We start from the raw sequence: 18,126 nt of genomic DNA on the forward strand, positions 1-18,126 counted from the left end.
GAGCCGGCGAGGATCACTCTCAGTCGACGACGAGTTCGCCGGCCATCCCCGCTTCCTTGTGGCCTGGAATCTCACACGTGACGTCATAGGTTCCGGGGGTGGCGATGGTAAGGCTGCCCTTCACTGTCTGCCCCGGGCCCGCGTGCAGGTGAAAATCCACACCGTGCACCTCGAACTCGTGCTCGACCGCGCCCTGGTTCTCGAGGATGACCGTGATCGGTCGACCCGCCTGAACCTGGATTGCTGCCGGTTCGAACGCGAACTCGCGTGCTACTACACGAACCTCGGTCGACTCGCCAGTTGGAGCAGCCCGGTTCGGGGCTATACATGCGGCAGTCACGACGACCAAGACCGCCGCCGTGGCCAGCATCGCGAGGACAGGGCGTGCGCGCATCGGGCACCTCCGCAACGCGATTCCTCTTCTCTCGTGACAAGGCTGGAGGAGCGACGACGTGCTCTGCCACGCCCTAATGGGTGGTCTCGGAACCACCCGACGGGGTAGTGCGCAGGCTCGCGCCGGCCGACCGGTAGGAAGCAGCCAGGCCAACCGGCAGGTCGAGCCTGTGGCTCTTGACACGAGGTCACACAGCATGCTAGTATGTACGTGCGGTCCCGATGAGATCGCTCTCGGGTCCGGCGCAACGGTCAGCCAACGCTGACCGGCCCTGGCCCAACCGGGAAGCCGGGAGGGCCCACGCCAGAGGTCGCGGCGCCTGGCTTATGCCAGCTCCGCGGGCCAATGGGACGCGACAGGGCGGCGCTGGGCACTGGGGTGGCTCGTCGGGATCGTCTTTTTTGGCGAGGCCGCTGGTGTTGGATTGCCCGGCCGCTCGGATGCTCGACGGGTCTTTGGGGGCTCCTCGCCAGTGGACCGATTGGTCCGGACCATGCTCTCGCGACCCGCTCGTGAGGCGCCAGCATCGGCGAGGCGACTGCTCCTTCCTCGACGGCGGTGCGGTATTCCTCAGGGGCTTCTCGGTGCCCCGCGAGCAGTCAAGTGCCGGGTTCGGTGAAGGGTGTCGATATCGGGTCGCCCCGAAGGGTTATCAGGAGCACCTATGCCGTCAGGTCACCCTTCGCCTTACCGCGCAGCCATCCGGTCCTACTACCTGCTTGCCGGCGGCGCCGCGTTTTGCTACGCCCTCGCCTTCACGGTCAGCAGCGTATACCGGATCGAGTGGGCACGACTCGATCCGCTTCAGCTCGTGCTGGTCGGCACGGCGCTCGAACTCACGATCTTTCTCGCCGAGGTGCCCACGGGCGCTCTCGCCGACCTGCGTGGCCGTCGGCTGTCGATCCTGGTCGGCCTCGTGTTCGTAGGCTTCGGCTTCCTGCTCGAAGGCGCAATGCCGGTCTTCGCGACCATCGTCCTGGCACAGGTGCTCTGGGGAATCGGCTACACCTTCACGAGTGGCGCTGACAGGGCCTGGATCGTGGATGAAGTGGGGGAGGATCTCGTTGCACCGGTCTTCTTGCGCGCAGCTCAAGCGGCCCAGGTCGGTGCCCTCACCGGGATCGTCCTCAGCGCGCTTCTCGCGAGTCTTCGCCTCAACCTGCCTATCCTGGCCTCCGGGGTGCTCTTCCTCGCGCTGGCCTCGGCGCTCCGGTGGCTGATGCCGGAGCGGCGGTTCCAGCCTGGCGCCCACGATGGAGGTGCCGCCTGGGCTGTGTTCCGAACCACGTTGACCAGGGGCTTGCAGGTGACGCGTCGTCATCCCGTCTTGCTCTTACTGCTCGGGGTTGGCGCTCTCTGGGGCCTGGCCAGCGAGGGGTTCGACCGGCTCTGGGCATTGCATCTCCTCCAGGAGGTTACCCTGCCCACCATCGGCCCGCTGGCTCCGGTCGCCTGGTTCGGCGTGATCCAGGCAGTGACGCTGGTGCTCAGCCTCGTGGTAACCGAGCTGACCCGGCGGCGGCTCGAAACCGGCTCCTACGCCGCGATCGCCCGGGCGCTCACGCTGCTAACGGGGCTGCAGTTCGTCGCCATGCTCACCTTTGCCGCCTCGGGCCAGCTCCCGCTGGCTCTCATGAGCTACTGGTCAGTCATGCTGCTTCGCCAGGTGACCGAGCCGCTGTACGCCGCCTTGATCAACCACGGCGTACCATCGACCGTCCGCGCGACGGTGCTCTCGATCAGTAGCCAGTCCGACGCGCTCGGCCAGATTGCTGGTGGGCCGCTGATCGGCCTCGTTGGACTGCACATCTCGGTTCGGGCAGCACTGGGCACCTCCGCTGCCGCGCTGGTTCCGGCTTTGGTCACGCTAGTGCTGGTCACGCGACGACAGAGGGCATTGTTGCCCGGCTCGACCGTCGAGTGCGTCGCAGAGACGGCGCGGGCCGCGGAGGATGCGGCCAGCTAAGAAGGGCTCGATTTGTGCACTGAGCACAAATTTCTCGCGTGATTTGGGATACCTGCCCATAGGTGCATCGTCAGAGCCGCCGTATGCTTCTTGCTTGGGGGTTCGACCCCACTCGGTGGTATCGATACGGTGTAGCAGGGTAAGGAGGTCACCTTGGTGGTCGACACGACGGTCATCGGCCGCCGGGCGCCCGCCCCATCGGCGGACGAGGTGCTGGCGCGAGCCGAAGAAGAGCGCGTCGAGTTCGTCAGCCTGCAATTTACGGACATCATGGGGATCGTCAAGAACGTGGTGATCCCCGTCGAAGTGTTCCCGCACGTCATCGAAGAGGGCCAGTGGTTCGACGGCTCGTCGATCGAAGGGTTCGCCCGCATCGCTGAGAGCGACATGTACTTGATGCCGGATCTGTCGACCTTTGCGGTCATCCCCTGGGAGCGTGGCACCGGCACGACAGCTCGGGTCATCTGCTGGGTCTACAATCCCAATGGTGATCTCTTCCCCGGTGATCCCCGCGTCGTTCTGCTGCGCCAGCTCGAGCGCGCCGCCAAGCTCGGCTTCGTCTACAACACGGGGCCCGAGCTGGAGTTCTTCCTCTTCCGTAGAGAGAATGGCCGCATTGCGCCCCTCCCGCACGACCAGGGGAGCTACTTCGATCTCACGACGGATCTCGCCGCATCCGTCCGCAAGGACATGATCAGGGCACTCGAGGCTTTCGGGATCAAGGTCGAGGCCGGTCACCACGAGGTCGCCGTCGGCCAACACGAGATCGACTTCGAATACGCTGACGCGCTCACGACCGCCGACAACGCGATTACGTTCAAGTACACCCTGAAGGCAGTGGCGCAGCAGCACGACCTGCACGCCACCTTTATGCCGAAGCCGATTCAGGGCATCAACGGCTCCGGCATGCACACGCACCAGAGCCTGGCCTGGCTCGAGAGCGGTGCCAATGCCTTCGTCGACACCAGCGACCCATACGGGCTCTCGGAGCTCGCCAAGCGGTTCATCGCTGGGCAGCTCTACCATGCGCGTGGTATGTGCGCGGTGCTGGCGCCGCTGGTGAACTCCTACAAGCGGCTGGTGCCAGGCTACGAGGCACCGGTCTACATTAGCTGGGCGCGGCAGAACCGGTCGGCGCTGATCCGGGTGCCGGCAGTGCGCGCCGGACGGCTTCAGGCAACCCGCATCGAGCTGCGCTGCCCCGATCCGTCGGCGAACCCGTATCTCGCCTATGCCGTCATGCTGGCTGCCGGGCTGGACGGCATCGAGCGCGAGCTGCCGCTGCCGGAGCCGATCGAGGAGAACGTCTACCACTTCACCGAGGAGGATCTCCGGCGGCGCAACGTCGGCGTGCTGCCGTCGACGCTGGGTGAGGCCATCGCCGAACTCGAGCGCGACGAGGTCGTTCGGGAGGCGCTAGGCGAGCACGTCTTCGAGCGCCTGGTCGAGGCGCAGAAGCGTGACTGGGATGCTTTCCGGCAGTACGTGACACCCTGGGAGCTGGATCGCTATCTCGAGATCTACTAGGCCACGCCTGAAGCACGGGCCAGAGACGGGGGCAGGCGATGCTGGCTGCCCCCGTCTCCGCTTGCTGGAGACGTCCTCTAGCGGGTCGCTGGCTTCACTCTGGAGAACGGGTCTCCTCGGCCGCCTGCTTGGCGAGCTTGCGCCGGAACTCGTGAACTTCGCGCTCGAAGCCTTCGTACTGGAACGTCACGCGGGATTGGTTATTCGCGTCAGCTCGAATGTCCAGCTCGACGAAGCCGCGGACGTCCTCGAACCGCAGCCGGCCGCCCTCATCGCTCATCAGGTTCATACCCAGACCACCCGGTCCGAAGAACTTGCGCGCTCGCTCGGCTATCTCTTCTGGGCGCAGTCGAAACGGATGTGTCTCTGCCATGGTCCCCTCCATCCCGCTGATCGAAAGCCCTCGAAGGCATTGCGGGGCCCTGATCGACACCGCGCTCGTAGCTGGTAGCCGCTGTTGTCAATGCAGTCAACGGGCTCACACCATCTTGCTACTCCGATCGAAGAGACCGGGCCGTTCGCAGCCCGGCGTCCACGTGGCCGGAGTGCGCGGGATGCTTCTCCCACAGCATGGTACTCGGAGCGGCGGCGCGAGGCGAGCTGACAACTTTCGGGCACGCGCGGCCCCGGCATCGATCTGCGCCGGACTGAGCATCTCAGCGAGAAAACCGCCTTTGGTTGCTCTCGTCTGGTGTGGCGTGTGGCACGCTTGGTTTCGAGCTCTTCACAGCTCTGGGATCCCGTCGCGCGTAGCCTGTCGAGCTTCCTGTCCACCGCACGTACAGGGGGTCCACGACCTCGTCGAGCGGATAGATCGGTCGCCGGAGACAACGGAAGGGGAAGCGGGAGAGGTCTACGCTCCCGAGTCCCGGCGTGTCCACGTCGATCGAGTGCTTCGTGATGGACGCATATCCCCCGCGCCAGCGCACGGCCGCCTTGACGACGATGATCTTCTGCTTCTCCGAATCGATTCCGACCGATTTGAGCTGCTGCAGGTCTCCTGGCGCTGTCTTGCGCGAGGTCAGTACCAGGTTGATCCCCTCCACCCGCACCACCGCCGTCGGCCCCATGCTGGCCGGTACGCCGGCGTTCTCCGGTCCCTCGTGCACGAACTCCCCGTCGCACAGCAGCCGTACCCGCCCGCGGATCGGCACTGGCCGGCCGTGCAGGTCGTCGGTTTTGCCACCGACCGTCGTCTCGACCATGCCCCCTACCCCGACGGCGAAGGCCGCGGCCACTGCCTCCGGGTCGGCGATGACGACGGTGGCCTCGCGGGCGCCCTGCGCCAGCAGCTCGGCCAGCAACACGGTGCCGTCGCCTGACGAACCGCCACCGATGTTGTCGCCGACGTCCACGAGCACCACCGGCCCCTCGGGATAGCCGATCGCCTCGGCTACGGCCTCTTTGGGCGGCACGTTCCGCACGCGAAACTCCTCGCGCAGCGACCATGCGAGAGCGGCGATCTCACTCGCGATACGCTCCGCCTCCGCAGGGTCGCCGTCGGTAATGGCTAGGACGCTCATCCCCGCGGTCGCAACGTCGGCGTAGGGGAAGCCCCCGGCGATCGTGATGGAGAGCGCTGCTCCTGTCCGCTCCAGCCCGAAGGCTCGCTCGAACAGCGTCTTCATCGGCGGGCGCTCGGTGTACATCGCTTGCGGCACCGGCAGGAGCGGCGTTTTGACGAGCATCATCGCAGGCTGGATTTGCCCTTCGATCGTTGCCACCAGGAGCGACACTGCCTCTCGAGCCCGCTCGGCGGCGTCCACGTGCGGGTAGGTGTCGTAGCCCACCACGACGGTCGAGCCCGCGACCATCTCCGGGCCGATATTGGCGTGGAGGTCGAGCGTCACCGCTACCGGCAGCTCAGGCCCGATGATGGCTCGCACTCGGCGGACGACCTCGGCCTCGGCATCCGGATAGCCGTCGGCCACCATCGCTCCGTGCAGGGTCAGGACGATTCCGTCAGCGGGCAACGCCGCCTCGATCCGCATCACGAGCTCGTCGAGCAGTGACTCGAACGCCTCTCGCTCGACGAGTCCACTGGGCGTAGCGTGGGCGAAGAGTGTCGGGACGAGGTCGATGCCGCGCTCGCGACAGGCGTCCAGCACGCCGCCGAGCGAGTGGTTGGTACCGGCGTACGCCCAGAGCTGGTCACCGCGCGCAACGGTGAACGAGTCGAGCGTCGTCGGGACGGAAGCGAAGGTGTGCGTCTCGTGCATGATCCCGCCAGTCACGAGGCGCATACGTTCAACCCTCCACCGGCTCGGGGATGCGCCCGCCGATCGCCTGGCTGACGGCGAGCGAGGCATCCTTGACCGCTGCTCGTATCTCATCCGCCCGGGGGCCTGCTAGCCGAACAGCGGGCCCGGAGATGCTGATCGCCGCGACGACGCGCCCCTGATGGTCGAAGACCGGCGCCCCGAAGCAGCAGGCACCCTCCTCGTTCTCCTCATGGTCTTCGGCCACGCCGCTCGCGCGCACGCGCTCGAGCTCGAGCCGCAGCGCCTCCGGGTCAGTGATCGTGTTCGGCGTCCGCTGTGGCAGGGGCCGCTGGAGGTGCCGGTCGAGCTCGGACTGGGGCAGGTAGGCCAGGATCGCCTTGCCCAGAGAGGTCGAGTGGGGGTAGTCGCGGGCACCGACCCGCGCGGCCATCCGCAGGCCATGGTCGCTCTCGATCATGTCGATGTAGACAATCTGACCGTTGTCGAGCACCGCGAGGTTGACGGTCTCGCGGAAGCGGCGGTGAAGTTCCTCGAGAGCCGGCCGGGCCACATGCCGAAGGTCGATGGCACCGGTCGAGCGCTCGCCCAGGTAGGCCAGCCGCGTGCCCAGCCGGTACTGTCCGGTGATCGGGTCACGAGCCACGTAGCCGCGCTCCTCCAGGGTCTTCAGGATGCGGAATGCCGCCGACGGAGTAGTGCCCACGCGGCGCGCCAGCTCGGTGGGCCCGAGTGGCCGTTTCCCGTCAGCCAGTGCCTCGAGGATGTCCAGGGTCCGAAGGACGACGGCGATGGTGTAGTCCCGCGTCTTCTGGCCCATCTACGCCTCCTACTGTCGCGCCAGCTCCCGGGCGACCGTCTCGATGACGTTCAGCGCGTGGTCGAGGCAGTCATCGTCATGGGCCAAGGAGAAGCCTGCGTGACCGGGTAGCCCCAGGTAGGCATGGAAGTAAAGCCCGCGTTTCAGACATCCCAGCACGAAGCGCCGGTGTAGCGCCTCATCGCTCGCGACTGCCTCCGCCCAGGTCACGACGGGCTCCCGCCGGCCGAAGTACAACCCGAAGCGGGCTCCCAGCCCTTGGATTCGGGCCGGTATGCCCGCCCGGTCGAAGATGCTCTGCGCCTCGTCGTAGAAACGCGCGGCCCGCCGGCCCAGTTCGACGTACACCCCTGGCGATTCGAGGGCTTCGAGCGTGGCCCGGGCCGCCAGCACACCTAGGAGCTGGCCAGTATATGTCCCGCTGTGGGCGACGGGGCCAGCAGGGGAGAGGTGTTCCATCAGGTCGGCTCGCCCGCAGATTGCTGCCAGCGGCAGTCCGCTGGCCAGCGCTTTGGCGAGCGTGCAGAGGTCGGGGGTCACCCCGTAGAACTCCTGTGCGCCGCCGAGCGCCATTCGGAACCCGGAGAGGACTTCGTCGAAGATCAGCACGATCCCCTCTTCCTGCGTGCGCTGCCGCAGGTGAGCCAGAAACCCGGGCAGCGGCGGGATGCAGCCAGCGTTGTAATGGACTGGCTCGCAGATGACCGCCGCCACTTCACCCCGGTGGCGGGCGAGCGCGCGATCGAAGGCATCAGGATCGTTCCAAGGCACGATCACCAAGTCCTGTCCGTAGGTGTCCGGCACACCTCCCGACGCCGGCACTGGTACGTCCGAGCCGGTTCCTTCGGCTGCGCGAAAGAGAAACGGCTCGGCCAGGCCGTGGAAGTGACCGGCGAACGTGAGGAGCTTGCGGCGTCCGGTCACGTGGCGGGCCAGGCGTACCGCGACCAGGTTGGCCTCGGTCCCGGTGACCGCGAAGCGCACCCGCTCGGCGCAGGGGATGACCCGGCAGAGCGTCGTGGCCAGGCTCACATGATGCTCGGTCTCGGAAGCGGTCAGGATCCCGGCCGCGAGTCCCAATTGCACGGCTCTGTTCACGGCTGGGTGGCCATGGCCGAGCAGAACAGCGCCGTTGGCCATGTTGAAATCGAGGTAACGCTTGCCCTCTAAGTCGTAGAGATACGGCCCCTCGGCGCGGGTGGCATAGAACGGGCGGCCCAGGTAAGGGTGCCAGCGTAGCCCGGCGGTAACGCCTCCCGCGAGCGATTGCCGCGCCTCGGCATAGAGCTGTCCAGCGGCCGTCGGGCTGACCTGGCCCACGAGCGCCCCCATCCCGTCGAGGTATTTCATTGAATGAAATATGTATCCACTAGCTGAACTCATTATACTGACCTAAAGGATCGTGTCAAGTCGCCGCGGGGCGTCGAACCGCACTCCATATACCAGTGCTCGTACTCGACGCGGGCATAGGGCTGAAGGCTGGCGCGTGGCGACCGGTGGATCGCTCAGACAAAGCTCCGTGGACAGCCGACCTCGGACGGGGCACGGCAGGCGGGGGCTACCTGTGAGCACCGGGCATCTCGGGCGACAGTGGCCTAGGGGCAGCCAGGTCACCGAGCGGTCGGACGCGCGCGGTCGATTTCAGGCACAATCGTCTGAGGCACTCGATAGAGGGTGCCCCGAGATGCTCGCGATTCCGTCGTCGGGGGCATCCGGCTCTGCAAGAAGCGAGGCAAGTCGTGTCTTCGTTGCCACTCGTCGCCATCGTCGGCCGACCCAACGTGGGGAAGTCGACGCTCTTTAACCGGATCATCGGGCAGCGCCGCGCGATAGTCGAAGACCTGCCAGGTACGACCCGCGACCGCCTCTACGGCGAGGCGGAATGGGGTGGCATACGCTTTGGACTGTTCGATACCGGTGGCCTCCTCTCCGAGGAGGAGATCCAAGCGTCCACGCAGCGAGAGATTTCCAAGGCCACGAGGGAGCAAGCCGAGCTTGCGCTTGAGCAAGCCGACCTCATCCTCTTCCTGGTAGACGCGTCAGCGGGATTAACCGCTGGCGACTGGGAAGTCGCCGAACTCCTGCGCCGGTCGACCAAGCCTGTGCTCCTGGTGGCGAACAAGGCGGAATCGCGCGAACGCCAGCTCGACGCGGTGCAGTTCTACGAACTGGGCCTAGGCGATCCGATCACCGTCTCGGCCGCGCACGGCGTGGGCGTCGGCGATCTGCTGGACGAAATCGTCCGGCGGCTCCCGCGCGTTGAGCCACCCCTCGAGGTCGATCAGCCCAAGATCGCGATCGTCGGCCGGCCGAATGTCGGCAAGTCAGCTCTGCTCAACGCGATCCTCGGTCAGCCGCGGCAGATCGTTTCGCCCGTGCCTGGCACGACCCGTGATGCGGTCGATACCCAGATCGTCTGGAAGGGGCAGCCGGTTACCCTGATCGACACCGCCGGCATCAGGAGACCGGGACGGATCGAGCGCGGAGTGGAGCGCTACAGCGTGATGCGGGCCCGGCGAGCGATCGAACGCTGCGATGCGGCGATCCTGGTCGTCGACGCGAGTGAGCCATACACCGCGCAGGATCAGCACGTGGCTGGAGCGATTTTGGACGCTCGCAAGGGCGTCGTCGTGGCAGTCAACAAGTGGGACCTCTTCCAGCATATGGAGGGGGCTGAGGAGGCCTATCGCGAGGAGGCACAAGAGACGTTCGACTTCATGCCCTGGGCTCCGCTGGTCTTTACCTCGGCGCTAACTGGCCTGAACATCGAACAAGTCATGGACTTGGCACTGCTGGTGGTGGCGGAGCGGTCTCGGCGCATCCCGACAGCCGAGTTGAATCGACTGCTCCGTGACGCCGTCCAGCGTCACCCGCCCCCGTCCAAGCCCGGAAAGTGGGTCAAGTTCTACTACGCGACTCAGGCTGGCGTGAACCCGCCGACCTTCGTCTTCTTCTGCCGCAATGCTGATGGCGTTCATTTCTCCTACAAGCGGTATCTGGAAAATACCATTCGCCGGGAATACGGCTTCATCGGCACTCCGATCGAGCTGATCTTCCGGGAGCGCTCCCGGCGCGAAGCGGAGGAGTCGAGACGGAGGAGATAGCCCGCTCCCCAGCGACGGACCTCGCGTGCCTGGCGCAGGCAGCGAGCGAGGGCTGGGGTGGGGGGCACGTTGTCGAGCGACACCCCTGCTGCGGCTGTGCTAGACTGCCGCACGAATACCTGTGCCCCAGGCGTGAAGCGATAGGAGGGTTGCACTGGATGGACAATATGCTGTGGGACTGGGACCCGGAGATCGCCGAAGCGATTGCGCGCGAGGAACGGCGCCAGCTCAGTACGATCGAGCTGATCGCGTCGGAGAACTTCACCAGCCCGGCGGTCATGGCAGCGGTAGGATCGATCCTTACGAACAAGTACGCGGAGGGATACCCCGGCAAGCGCTACTATGGGGGCTGCGAGTACGTCGACCGGGCGGAAGAGCTGGCGATCGAACGCGCGAAGCGACTCTTCGGAGCCCAGCATGTCAACGTGCAGCCGCACTCGGGGGCACAGGCGAATATGGCGGCCATGCTGGCGGTTCTACAGCCCGGCGATCGAATCATGGGCTTGAGCTTGCAGCAGGGTGGCCACTTGACCCACGGCATGCAGGTCAACTTCTCCGGTCGCCTGTTCGAGCCGCACTTCTATACCCTGCATCCGGAAAGCGAGTTGTTGGACTACGACCTCATCCGGCAACAGGTTCGCGAGGTGCGACCCAAGTTGATCATCGCCGGGTACAGCGCGTACTCGCGGACGATCGACTTCGCGCGTTTCCGTGAGATCGCGGACGAGGTGGGCGCGATCCTGATGGCCGACATCGCGCACATCGCCGGCATCGTCGCGGCAGGGCTTCACCCGAGCCCTGTCGGAGCCGCTCAGATCGTGACCACGACGACGCACAAGACGCTGCGCGGGCCGCGTGGCGGCATGATCCTCTGCGACGAGGAGTATGCGTCGGCCATCGACAAGACTGTATTCCCTGGCACCCAGGGTGGGCCACTCATGCATATCATCGCGGGCAAGGCCGTGGCCTTCGGCGAGGCACTCAAGCCGGCGTTTCGGGACTATATCGAGCGTGTCCTGGAGAATGCCCGGGTTCTGGCCGAGACGTTGCAAGCCGAGGGCTTCCGAATCGTGTCTGGGGGTACCGACAACCATCTGATGCTGGTTGATCTAACCCCGCTCGGCATCAGCGGGCGTAAGGCGGAGCGGGCGCTCGACGCCGTCGGCATCACCGTGAACAAGAACGCGATCCCGAACGATCCGCGGCCACCGGCACAGGCCAGTGGGATCCGGCTGGGCACTCCAGCTATGACCACGCGCGGCTTCGGGCCTGAGGAGATGCGGTTGACTGGCCGGCTGATCGCCAGGGTTCTGCGCAATCCGGACGACGAGGGGGTACGCGAGCGCGTCCGAGGCGAGGTGAGCGAGCTAGTGGGGCAGTTCCCGCTGCCCGGCGCGCCGAGACTGAGTGTGGTCGAGCAGGCGGCGCAGGACTAGCCTGCGACGGGTCAGGCGATGGAGCGGGCGCTGATCGCATTGGTGACCGGGATCGTCAGCGCGGGGGTGACGGCGTTGGCCGTGCCCCGGTTGATTCGCGTTGCCGAGCGCTACGACGCCCTCAGTTACCCGACCGAGGAGCGCTGGGTGCACCAGAGACCGGTGGCACGTATCGGCGGGGTCGCGATGTTCCTCGGTTTCACTGCGGGCATCGCTCTCACGTTTAGCCTACCCGTGGAGCGATTCCCGGTCGAGGTGGAGCGGATCGCGCTGCTGCTCGCCGGCGCGGCGATCGTCGTCGGCACCATCCTCTATGATGACCTGTTCGGGATGTCGCCATTTACGAAGCTGGGCTGCCAGCTCCTGGCCGCCGCCGTAGTCATCGTACCCCGCCTGCGGGGGCCAGAGCACGGGCTGGTCATCGAGCAGTTCAACAATCCGTTCGGTGGCGTTGTGGTGTTACCGATCGGGCTGGCGATCGCCTTCACGTTCTTCTGGATCGCCGGGATGATGAACACCCTGAACTGGGTGGATGGGTTGGATGGCCTGGCTGGGGTGGTCACCCTGGTTGCCTCCGCTGTCCTGTTCATCCACACGTTCTTCCGCCCGGCGGGCAACCCTCAGTTCACCATCTCCCTGCTAGCGGTCGCACTCGGCGCGGTAGTCATCGGCTTCCTGCCGTACAACTGGCATCCCTCCCGGATCATCATGGGGGACTGCGGCGCCATGTTTCTCGGATACACGCTGGCCGTGGTCGCGATCATCGGTGGGGCGAAGATCGCGACTGCTCTGCTGGCACTCTGGCTCCCGATCCTAGACGTCGCCTGGTTGATCCTCTATCGCATCCTCAATGGTCGCTCGCCCCTGGTCGCCGATCGGGGCCACCTGCACCACCGGCTGCTGGACCTCGGGTGGTCGCAGCAACGAATCGTCCTGCTCTTCGGTGCCATCTCTGCCGGATTCGGGGCGGCCGCGTTACTGATCCCGGCACCGGTTTATAAGCTAGTAACGCTCATCGTGGCCGGTCTGGTCGGGCTGGCGCTGCTGGCAGCGCTGGCACGCTATCGGCCTGAACAACCTGCGGGTTCGGTCGCTGAAGTGAGCCGGAGGCTCTAGGACGATGCCGATCTACGAGTACCGCTGCCTGGCGTGTCGTCGGCGCTTCAGCGTGTTCTATCGCTCGTTCAGCGCGGTCTCGGAGACCGCCATCTGCCCGCGCTGCGGCGCCACACGTGTGGAGCGGCTCATCTCCCGGGTGACCGTGCTGCGTGGCCAATCAGGCGATGGCGACTTCGAGGACGCGGACGACTCCTTCGACGAGGAACTGGCGGATGGGGACGAAGATTGGCCGCCGCTCGACGAGGAGGGTATCCCTGACACGGATGATCCGCGAGAGCTGGCGCAATGGACGCGGCGCATGAGCGCGGAACTCGGCGAGCCACTCGATCCCGCGCTCGACCAGGCACTAACCGATCTCGAGCGAGGAGCCGACCCCGACGAGGTCTTCGAGCGGCTAGAGTCCGAGCCCCCGCCCGAAGCGCCGAGCGAGACTGCGTGAGATAGCCCGGCTTACTGGAGCAACAGGTCGAACTTCGGCTGATGGGGCTCTCGGTGGGGCCAGACCCGATCGACCGCGTGCGTAAGATGATCACGCTGGCTGGCGACGACCAGCCCGAGCAGTAATCCGCCGACTCCGCCCATCGCGAGCCCGAGCACCAGCCAGCGCCATCCGCTTTTGACCGCGCGGTAGCTCACCGCCCTCTCGCACTTCTACTGGATGACCAGAACCCGCTGGGCATCGGCCCAGCGCTCTTCGAGCCGGTAGAAGGCGCGCTGCTCGGGGGTGAAGAGGTGGATCAGCACGCTCCCGTAATCGAGCACTACCCAGCCAGACTCCGCCTCGCCTTCCTTGCGGGCCGGCTCGACCCCGGCCTCGCTGAGCGCCTCGAGGATGCGGAAGTTCATGGCGCGGAGCTGACGCGTATTGTCGGCAGTGCAGATGACGAAAAGATCGAAGAATGGCGTCAGATGCTGAAGGTCGAGCACCTGGACGTCGGTTGCGAGTGCGTCGGCCGCGGTCTCGGCAGCGAGCTTGGCGATTTCGACGGCGCTCAGCGTTACCTCCTGCTGTACTCGAACCATGGACACCTCTCGAAATCACGAGTGCTCCACAGCGCAGATGCTGCGGGCTGGTGGGCCTGGTAGGATTCGAACCTACGACCTTGAGGTTATGAGCCCCTTGCTCTGCCGCTGAGCTACAGGCCCAAAACGCATCCGCTGCAATCACATTGTAGCTGGCTGAAGGTCGCTCGGCAAGAATCAGCGCGCTGCGCTCGGTCCGAGAAATGGGCGTACGAACGCACGCCGCGGTAAATCGAGAGCTGGCCTGCGAGGGACGACGTACCAGGGAGTGTTACCATTTGCGCGGGAATCCGGAGGTCGGGAGTGAGCCTCGAGGCGCAGCCATCTGTCGAGCGCCAGCAGCAGCGAGCAGGGCGGGAACAGGGGCCGGATAAGCGTAAACGATCTGGCCGGCGTATCGTCGTGCCCGGACTCGCACTGGTACTCCTGATCGGCCCGTCCGGTTCCGGTAAGAGCACCTTCGCTCGCCGCCACTTCAAGCTGACCGAAGTGCTCTCTTCGGATTTCTTCCGCGCGCTCGTCTCTGACGACGAGGCGGATCAGACGGCATCGCGCGATGCCTTCGAGGTGCTGTACCTGGTGGCGGAGAAACGGTTGCGTCGGGGTCGCCTAACTGTCGTCGATGCCACGAATACGACAGCCGAGGCCCGTTCCCGCTTGCTCGAGCTGGCGCAGCGCTATCATGTACCGGCAGTGGCGATCGTCTTCGATCTCCCACCGGAGATCTGCCTCCAGCGCGACGCGCAGCGACCGGGACGACGCGTCGGGCAGGACGTTATTGCCCGGCAGTTCGGCCAGCTCCAGACGAACCGCCAGCGGATCCGCGAGGAGCCATTCGTCTACCGGTACTGGCTGCGTAGCCCCGAGGACATCGACGAGGCGATCGTCGAGCGACGGCCACTGAGGTGCGACAAGCGCCTGTGGCGTGGCCCGCTCGATATCGTCGGCGATGTCCACGGTTGCTTCGCGGAGTTGTGCGACTTGCTCGGGAGCCTCGGCTATCGCGTCGAGCGGGTGGAGAAGACGACAGGCGAGCCGGGCTTCCGGGTGTCGCACCCTGAAGGGCGACGGCTCGTCTTCATCGGTGATCTGGTCGATCGTGGTCCAGATACCCCCTCGGTTCTAAGACTGGTGATGGATGCGGTCGGGCGTGGGCGAGCGCTCTGCGCGCTCGGCAATCACGACCGCAAGCTCATGCGCTATCTCGAGGGGCAAGAGGTCAAGATTGCGCACGGCTTCGAGAGGACACTGGAGCAGCTAGCAGGCGAGCCGGAGGCGTTTCGCCGCCGGGTACTGCGATTCCTCCAGCGATTGTCGAGCCACTATGTGCTAGATGGCGGCCGGCTGGTGGTCGCCCATGCCGGGCTACCGGAGGAGTATCACGGCCGCTGCTCGCCCACAGTGCGACGTGTCGCTCTCTTCGGCGTGACGACCGGCCAGCGCGATGAACGAGGGTTGCCGGTGCGAGTGAACTGGGCGCTGTCCTATCGCGGTCGCGCGCTGGTCGTCTATGGACATACCCCGGTGCAAGAGGCTATCTGGATCAACCGCACCATCAACATCGACACCGGCTGTGTCTTCGGTAACAAGCTGACCGCCCTGCGCTACCCGGAACTGGAGCTGGTCGCGGTGCCGGCACGGGAGGTCTACTACCCCGCGCCGCGCTCGCTGCTGACACCCGAGGACTTGCAGCGCCCGCTGCTGGTCCCGGCAGCCGATGAGATGCTCCCAGAGGAAGTGGCTGCCAACGGGCAATAGAAGAGCTCCTCGGTGACCTCATTCGCTGTTTCATCCGGGCGCACCTGAGAGACTTCTGGCTTCTCCGGGTAGTTGACCGGTGCGGGTCGTGATGTTCCAGCAGGCCAGACGCGGGTGTGGCGAACGTCGCCGCAGGAATAGTTGGCCGGGTATGGCGTTTTCAACACCAGCGGGTCGCTGGTAACCGAAGGTTCCGTTCCCGCCAGACCGGTGCGAGTGGCCGCGCGGTGACGTCCGGGCCCTCCAGGGGGTACCACTGTGCGGCTGAGAGAGGGGGATCAGATGGACTTCGTCGAGGTCGTCCGCAAGCGGCGCATGGTGCGGCACTTCAAGCCCGATCCGTTCGCGAGGGAATCGCTGGAGCGGATCCTCGACCTGGCACGGCGGGCACCGAGCGCTGGCTACACGCAGGGGCAGTCGTTCCTCGTGGTCACGGTTCCAGAGCGCCGCCGTGCGGTTGCCGAGGCCTGTGACGAGTCGTTCGAGGTCGAGCTGTATGGCTATCCCTGGATTTCGGAGGCCCCGGTGCAGATCCTCGCGTGCACCAGTGAGGCGGCGTACCGTTTTGGCCACCGTGATCCGGAGGAGCTACCGCAGGACGGAAGCGAGATCCAGTGGCCGGTACCGTACTGGTACTTCGACCTCGGATGCTCAGTGATGTTGATCCTTTTGGCTGCGGTAAACGAAGGCCTGGCCGCCGGATATGCCCGGGTGATCGACGTGCCGCGGCTGCGCGAGCTACTCGGTATTCCGGAAGACGTCATCCCAGTGGGCGTGATTCCCATCGGCTACCCGGATCGCGATGTTCCCTCGCCCTCGCTCCGGCGTGGTCGCAAGCCGGCGAGCGAGGTCATCCACTGGGAACGCTGGTGAAGTAGGGAAAGTAGCTAGGTGGCTGGTTGTCCAGGCGCCCGTTGTACTGCCAGCCGGGGATCGCGTTCATCCGCTGCGGTCGATCCAAGGCTGGTTCTTACTGCTACTGGCTGTGTGACGAGGCATGACGGTGGCGAGGGCGCATGGGAGTCGAACCCACCGGCGAGGCTCGTCACCCCGCCCAACGGTTTTGAAGACCGCGCAGGCCACCGGGCCCGATCCGCCCTCATGCCTCCTATACCAGTATGGCCACTCAGTACGCCGATGCGCAAGCTGCGGATGCTTCAGGCGGCTGCCCCCTGCAGCGCCATCCATTCCCGCGTGAGAAGGACGTCATGCCCAGGGGAACTAGTCTATTCTCGGGACAATACTTTTCCCCACGCGAGGATAGGGCACCCTTGGCAACGCTGCGCAGGCCACGTGCGACCCGCCGGTGATGCAGCCAACCGGCGTGGGTTGAGAGCGCCCGATATCCCGGGGGTAGGGAAGGAGAGCGCGCGGTCTCTCTAGACCAGTTCTCCCGCGCTCCCAGTAGCTGGAATTACGCGCATAAACCGCGCGACGCTGTGCACCAGGCCAGTGGACGCGCGATGCCGCAACTGCATCCGGCTCGGTCCGCGTTCGGGTTCCCCGTGGCACCACGAGAACCGAAGGCAAGACCTCTGTCCTCGATCTGCTTGGTTCGTCTTCTGTGCTGTGCAAGAGTTATGTCAGGTCTGGATGTCTGGTGGCAGGGCTTCGCTGGACATCAGGCAGGTCCGTCGGGTCGAGCAGCGTTGGATCTCGTAGCCTGGAGCCCCGCGCTAGCTCGGCACCTGTAGGCCGGAAACGCTCACAGGCCACGCCTGGATGAAAGGGGAGACTTGGACGATGGTACAGCTCGGCTACGCGCTCTCCAGCGAAGAGCATCCCCCGAACGACCTGGTACGCTACGCGCGCGCTGCAGAGGACGCTGGATTCTCCTTCGCGCTGATCTCCGATCACTACCATCCTTGGACTGACCGGCAGGGTCAGAGCCCGTTCGTTTGGTCCGTCATCGGCGGCATCGCACAAGCGACCGAGCGGCTGCGGCTCGGTACTGGCGTGACATGCCCGACCTTTCGGATGCATCCGGCGATCATCGCGCAGGCCGCCGCGACCTCCGCGGCGATGATGCCTGGTCGGTTCTTCCTCGGTGTGGGGTCCGGCGAGGCGCTCAACGAGCACATCGTCGGTCTGCGCTGGCCGTCCGCCGCGGTACGGCAAGACATGCTGGTGGAGGCGATCGAGATCATGTGCCTGCTCTGGCAAGGTAGTTTTCAGAGCTACGATGGCGAGTATTTCCTCGTCGAAGAAGCCCGCATCTACACGTTGCCGGAGACACCACCCGAGATCATGATCGCCGCTGCTGGCCCTCGTGCCGCGACGATCGCAGGGCAACTGGGCGACGGGCTAATAGTGACGGCGCCGAAGGCTGCACTGGTTCGACAATTCGAGCAGTCTGGCGGCACGGGCAGGCCCCGAATCGGCCAGGTGACCGTCTGCTGGGCCCAGGACGAAGCACAGGCTCGCCGCACCGCGCTCGAGTACTGGCCGAACGCTGCCCTCCCAGGACAGCTCGGTCAGGAACTCCCGCTGCCACGACACTTCGAGCAGGCGACTGAGCTCGTCAGCGAAGAACAGATCGCGAGCGCGATCGTCTGCGGACCGGATCCGGAGAAGCACGCGCAGGCCATTCAGGAGTACGTAGATGCTGGTTGCGACCACGTCTACGTCCATCAGGTGGGCCCGGATCAGGAGGGCTTTCTCGACTTCTACCGCAGGGAGATCCTCCCCCGCTTCGGCGCCTGAGCATCCGAGGAGGATCGCGAGAGGCAGCCCGCGCGGGAGCTCGCCGAGCTGCGGCGC

Annotated in this window: 16 protein-coding genes and 2 tRNA genes; 9 read left to right on the forward strand and 9 right to left on the reverse strand. The window is 65.6% G+C overall.

The window, feature by feature from the left end; translation table 11 throughout:
- Window positions 1–19: 19 nt before the first annotated feature.
- Window positions 20–394 carry a cupredoxin domain-containing protein gene (locus tag NET02_RS02785; protein WP_284055843.1) on the reverse strand — a complete coding sequence of 125 codons (375 nt, stop codon included), beginning with the start codon at window positions 392–394 and terminating at the stop codon, window positions 20–22.
- A gap of 664 nt (window positions 395–1,058) precedes the next feature.
- Between NET02_RS02785 and NET02_RS02790 the strand changes: the two genes are divergently transcribed.
- A complete protein-coding gene (locus NET02_RS02790; RefSeq protein ID WP_284055844.1) occupies window positions 1,059–2,360 on the forward strand; it encodes an MFS transporter in 1,302 nt (433 codons plus the stop codon).
- A 156-nt stretch (window positions 2,361–2,516) separates the two neighbouring features.
- Window positions 2,517–3,887: a glutamine synthetase family protein gene (locus tag NET02_RS02795; protein WP_284055845.1), complete on the forward strand. Its 1,371-nt coding sequence runs from the start codon at window positions 2,517–2,519 to the stop codon at window positions 3,885–3,887.
- A gap of 94 nt (window positions 3,888–3,981) precedes the next feature.
- On the opposite strand, the gene NET02_RS02800 is transcribed toward NET02_RS02795, so the two are convergent.
- From NET02_RS02800 to NET02_RS02815, 4 genes are all read right to left on the reverse strand, one after another.
- The gene (locus tag NET02_RS02800; RefSeq protein WP_284055846.1) at window positions 3,982–4,260 is read right to left on the reverse strand and encodes a hypothetical protein; all 279 of its coding nucleotides are present in this window, start codon (window positions 4,258–4,260) and stop codon (window positions 3,982–3,984) included.
- A 283-nt stretch (window positions 4,261–4,543) separates the two neighbouring features.
- Complete coding sequence (locus NET02_RS02805; RefSeq protein WP_284055847.1) at window positions 4,544–6,130, reverse strand: M81 family metallopeptidase; 1,587 nt, start codon at window positions 6,128–6,130, stop codon at window positions 4,544–4,546.
- A gap of 4 nt (window positions 6,131–6,134) precedes the next feature.
- Window positions 6,135–6,926, reverse strand: coding sequence for an IclR family transcriptional regulator (locus NET02_RS02810; protein WP_284055848.1), 792 nt, complete (start codon window positions 6,924–6,926; stop codon window positions 6,135–6,137).
- A 9-nt stretch (window positions 6,927–6,935) separates the two neighbouring features.
- Window positions 6,936–8,276: an aspartate aminotransferase family protein gene (locus NET02_RS02815; RefSeq protein WP_284055849.1), complete on the reverse strand. Its 1,341-nt coding sequence runs from the start codon at window positions 8,274–8,276 to the stop codon at window positions 6,936–6,938.
- Between the two features lie 389 nt (window positions 8,277–8,665).
- Between NET02_RS02815 and der the strand changes: the two genes are divergently transcribed.
- The 4 genes from der (at window position 8,666) to NET02_RS02835 (ending at window position 13,024) form a co-directional block, all read left to right on the forward strand.
- A complete protein-coding gene (gene der / locus NET02_RS02820) occupies window positions 8,666–10,030 on the forward strand; it encodes a ribosome biogenesis GTPase Der (protein ID WP_284055850.1) in 1,365 nt (454 codons plus the stop codon).
- A 158-nt stretch (window positions 10,031–10,188) separates the two neighbouring features.
- Entirely contained in the window at window positions 10,189–11,466 is a 1,278-nt protein-coding gene (glyA, locus tag NET02_RS02825) for a serine hydroxymethyltransferase (RefSeq protein WP_284055851.1), read from the forward strand.
- Between the two features lie 18 nt (window positions 11,467–11,484).
- Entirely contained in the window at window positions 11,485–12,582 is a 1,098-nt protein-coding gene (locus tag NET02_RS02830; protein ID WP_284055852.1) for an MraY family glycosyltransferase, read from the forward strand.
- Between the two features lie 4 nt (window positions 12,583–12,586).
- Window positions 12,587–13,024, forward strand: a complete 438-nt coding sequence (locus NET02_RS02835; protein ID WP_284055853.1) for an FmdB family zinc ribbon protein — start codon at window positions 12,587–12,589, stop codon at window positions 13,022–13,024.
- 11 nt (window positions 13,025–13,035) lie between these two features.
- Here the strand turns inward: NET02_RS02835 and NET02_RS02840 are convergent, their stop codons facing one another.
- From NET02_RS02840 to NET02_RS02850, 3 genes are all read right to left on the reverse strand, one after another.
- A complete protein-coding gene (locus NET02_RS02840) occupies window positions 13,036–13,221 on the reverse strand; it encodes a hypothetical protein (protein WP_284055854.1) in 186 nt (61 codons plus the stop codon).
- Window positions 13,222–13,236: 15 nt separating this feature from the next.
- Window positions 13,237–13,608, reverse strand: coding sequence for a ribosome silencing factor (gene rsfS / locus NET02_RS02845; protein ID WP_284055855.1), 372 nt, complete (start codon window positions 13,606–13,608; stop codon window positions 13,237–13,239).
- Window positions 13,609–13,656: 48 nt separating this feature from the next.
- A tRNA-Ile gene (locus NET02_RS02850) sits at window positions 13,657–13,731 on the reverse strand.
- Between the two features lie 180 nt (window positions 13,732–13,911).
- On the opposite strand from NET02_RS02850, the gene NET02_RS02855 reads away from it, so the two are divergent.
- Both NET02_RS02855 and NET02_RS02860 read left to right on the forward strand, forming a co-directional pair.
- Window positions 13,912–15,366 (forward strand): AAA family ATPase, encoded by a 1,455-nt coding sequence (locus NET02_RS02855; protein WP_284055856.1) that lies wholly within the window; start codon window positions 13,912–13,914, stop codon window positions 15,364–15,366.
- 282 nt (window positions 15,367–15,648) lie between these two features.
- On the forward strand, window positions 15,649–16,239 hold the full coding sequence (locus NET02_RS02860; RefSeq protein WP_284055857.1) for a nitroreductase family protein: 591 nt from the start codon (window positions 15,649–15,651) through the stop codon (window positions 16,237–16,239).
- 131 nt (window positions 16,240–16,370) lie between these two features.
- On the opposite strand, the gene NET02_RS02865 is transcribed toward NET02_RS02860, so the two are convergent.
- A tRNA-Sec gene (locus NET02_RS02865) sits at window positions 16,371–16,467 on the reverse strand.
- Between the two features lie 621 nt (window positions 16,468–17,088).
- On the opposite strand from NET02_RS02865, the gene NET02_RS02870 reads away from it, so the two are divergent.
- Window positions 17,089–18,069, forward strand: a complete 981-nt coding sequence (locus NET02_RS02870; RefSeq protein ID WP_284055858.1) for a TIGR03557 family F420-dependent LLM class oxidoreductase — start codon at window positions 17,089–17,091, stop codon at window positions 18,067–18,069.
- Window positions 18,070–18,126 lie beyond the last annotated feature (57 nt).

The organism is Thermalbibacter longus (assembly GCF_023806485.1).
In the GTDB taxonomy this organism is placed as follows: domain Bacteria; phylum Chloroflexota; class Chloroflexia; order Thermomicrobiales; family Thermomicrobiaceae; genus Thermalbibacter; species Thermalbibacter longus.

Coding starts and splice junctions, on each gene's coding strand:
- NET02_RS02785 (WP_284055843.1), bottom strand. CDS start 394: ATGCGCGCACGCCCTGTCCTCGCGATGCTGGCCACGGCGGCGGTCTTG.
- NET02_RS02790 (WP_284055844.1), top strand. CDS start 1,059: ATGCCGTCAGGTCACCCTTCGCCTTACCGCGCAGCCATCCGGTCCTAC.
- NET02_RS02800 (WP_284055846.1), bottom strand. CDS start 4,260: ATGGCAGAGACACATCCGTTTCGACTGCGCCCAGAAGAGATAGCCGAG.
- NET02_RS02805 (WP_284055847.1), bottom strand. CDS start 6,130: ATGCGCCTCGTGACTGGCGGGATCATGCACGAGACGCACACCTTCGCT.
- NET02_RS02810 (WP_284055848.1), bottom strand. CDS start 6,926: ATGGGCCAGAAGACGCGGGACTACACCATCGCCGTCGTCCTTCGGACC.
- NET02_RS02815 (WP_284055849.1), bottom strand. CDS start 8,276: ATGAAATACCTCGACGGGATGGGGGCGCTCGTGGGCCAGGTCAGCCCG.
- glyA (WP_284055851.1), top strand. CDS start 10,189: ATGGACAATATGCTGTGGGACTGGGACCCGGAGATCGCCGAAGCGATT.
- NET02_RS02830 (WP_284055852.1), top strand. CDS start 11,485: ATGGAGCGGGCGCTGATCGCATTGGTGACCGGGATCGTCAGCGCGGGG.
- NET02_RS02835 (WP_284055853.1), top strand. CDS start 12,587: ATGCCGATCTACGAGTACCGCTGCCTGGCGTGTCGTCGGCGCTTCAGC.
- rsfS (WP_284055855.1), bottom strand. CDS start 13,608: ATGGTTCGAGTACAGCAGGAGGTAACGCTGAGCGCCGTCGAAATCGCC.
- NET02_RS02860 (WP_284055857.1), top strand. CDS start 15,649: ATGGACTTCGTCGAGGTCGTCCGCAAGCGGCGCATGGTGCGGCACTTC.
- NET02_RS02870 (WP_284055858.1), top strand. CDS start 17,089: ATGAAAGGGGAGACTTGGACGATGGTACAGCTCGGCTACGCGCTCTCC.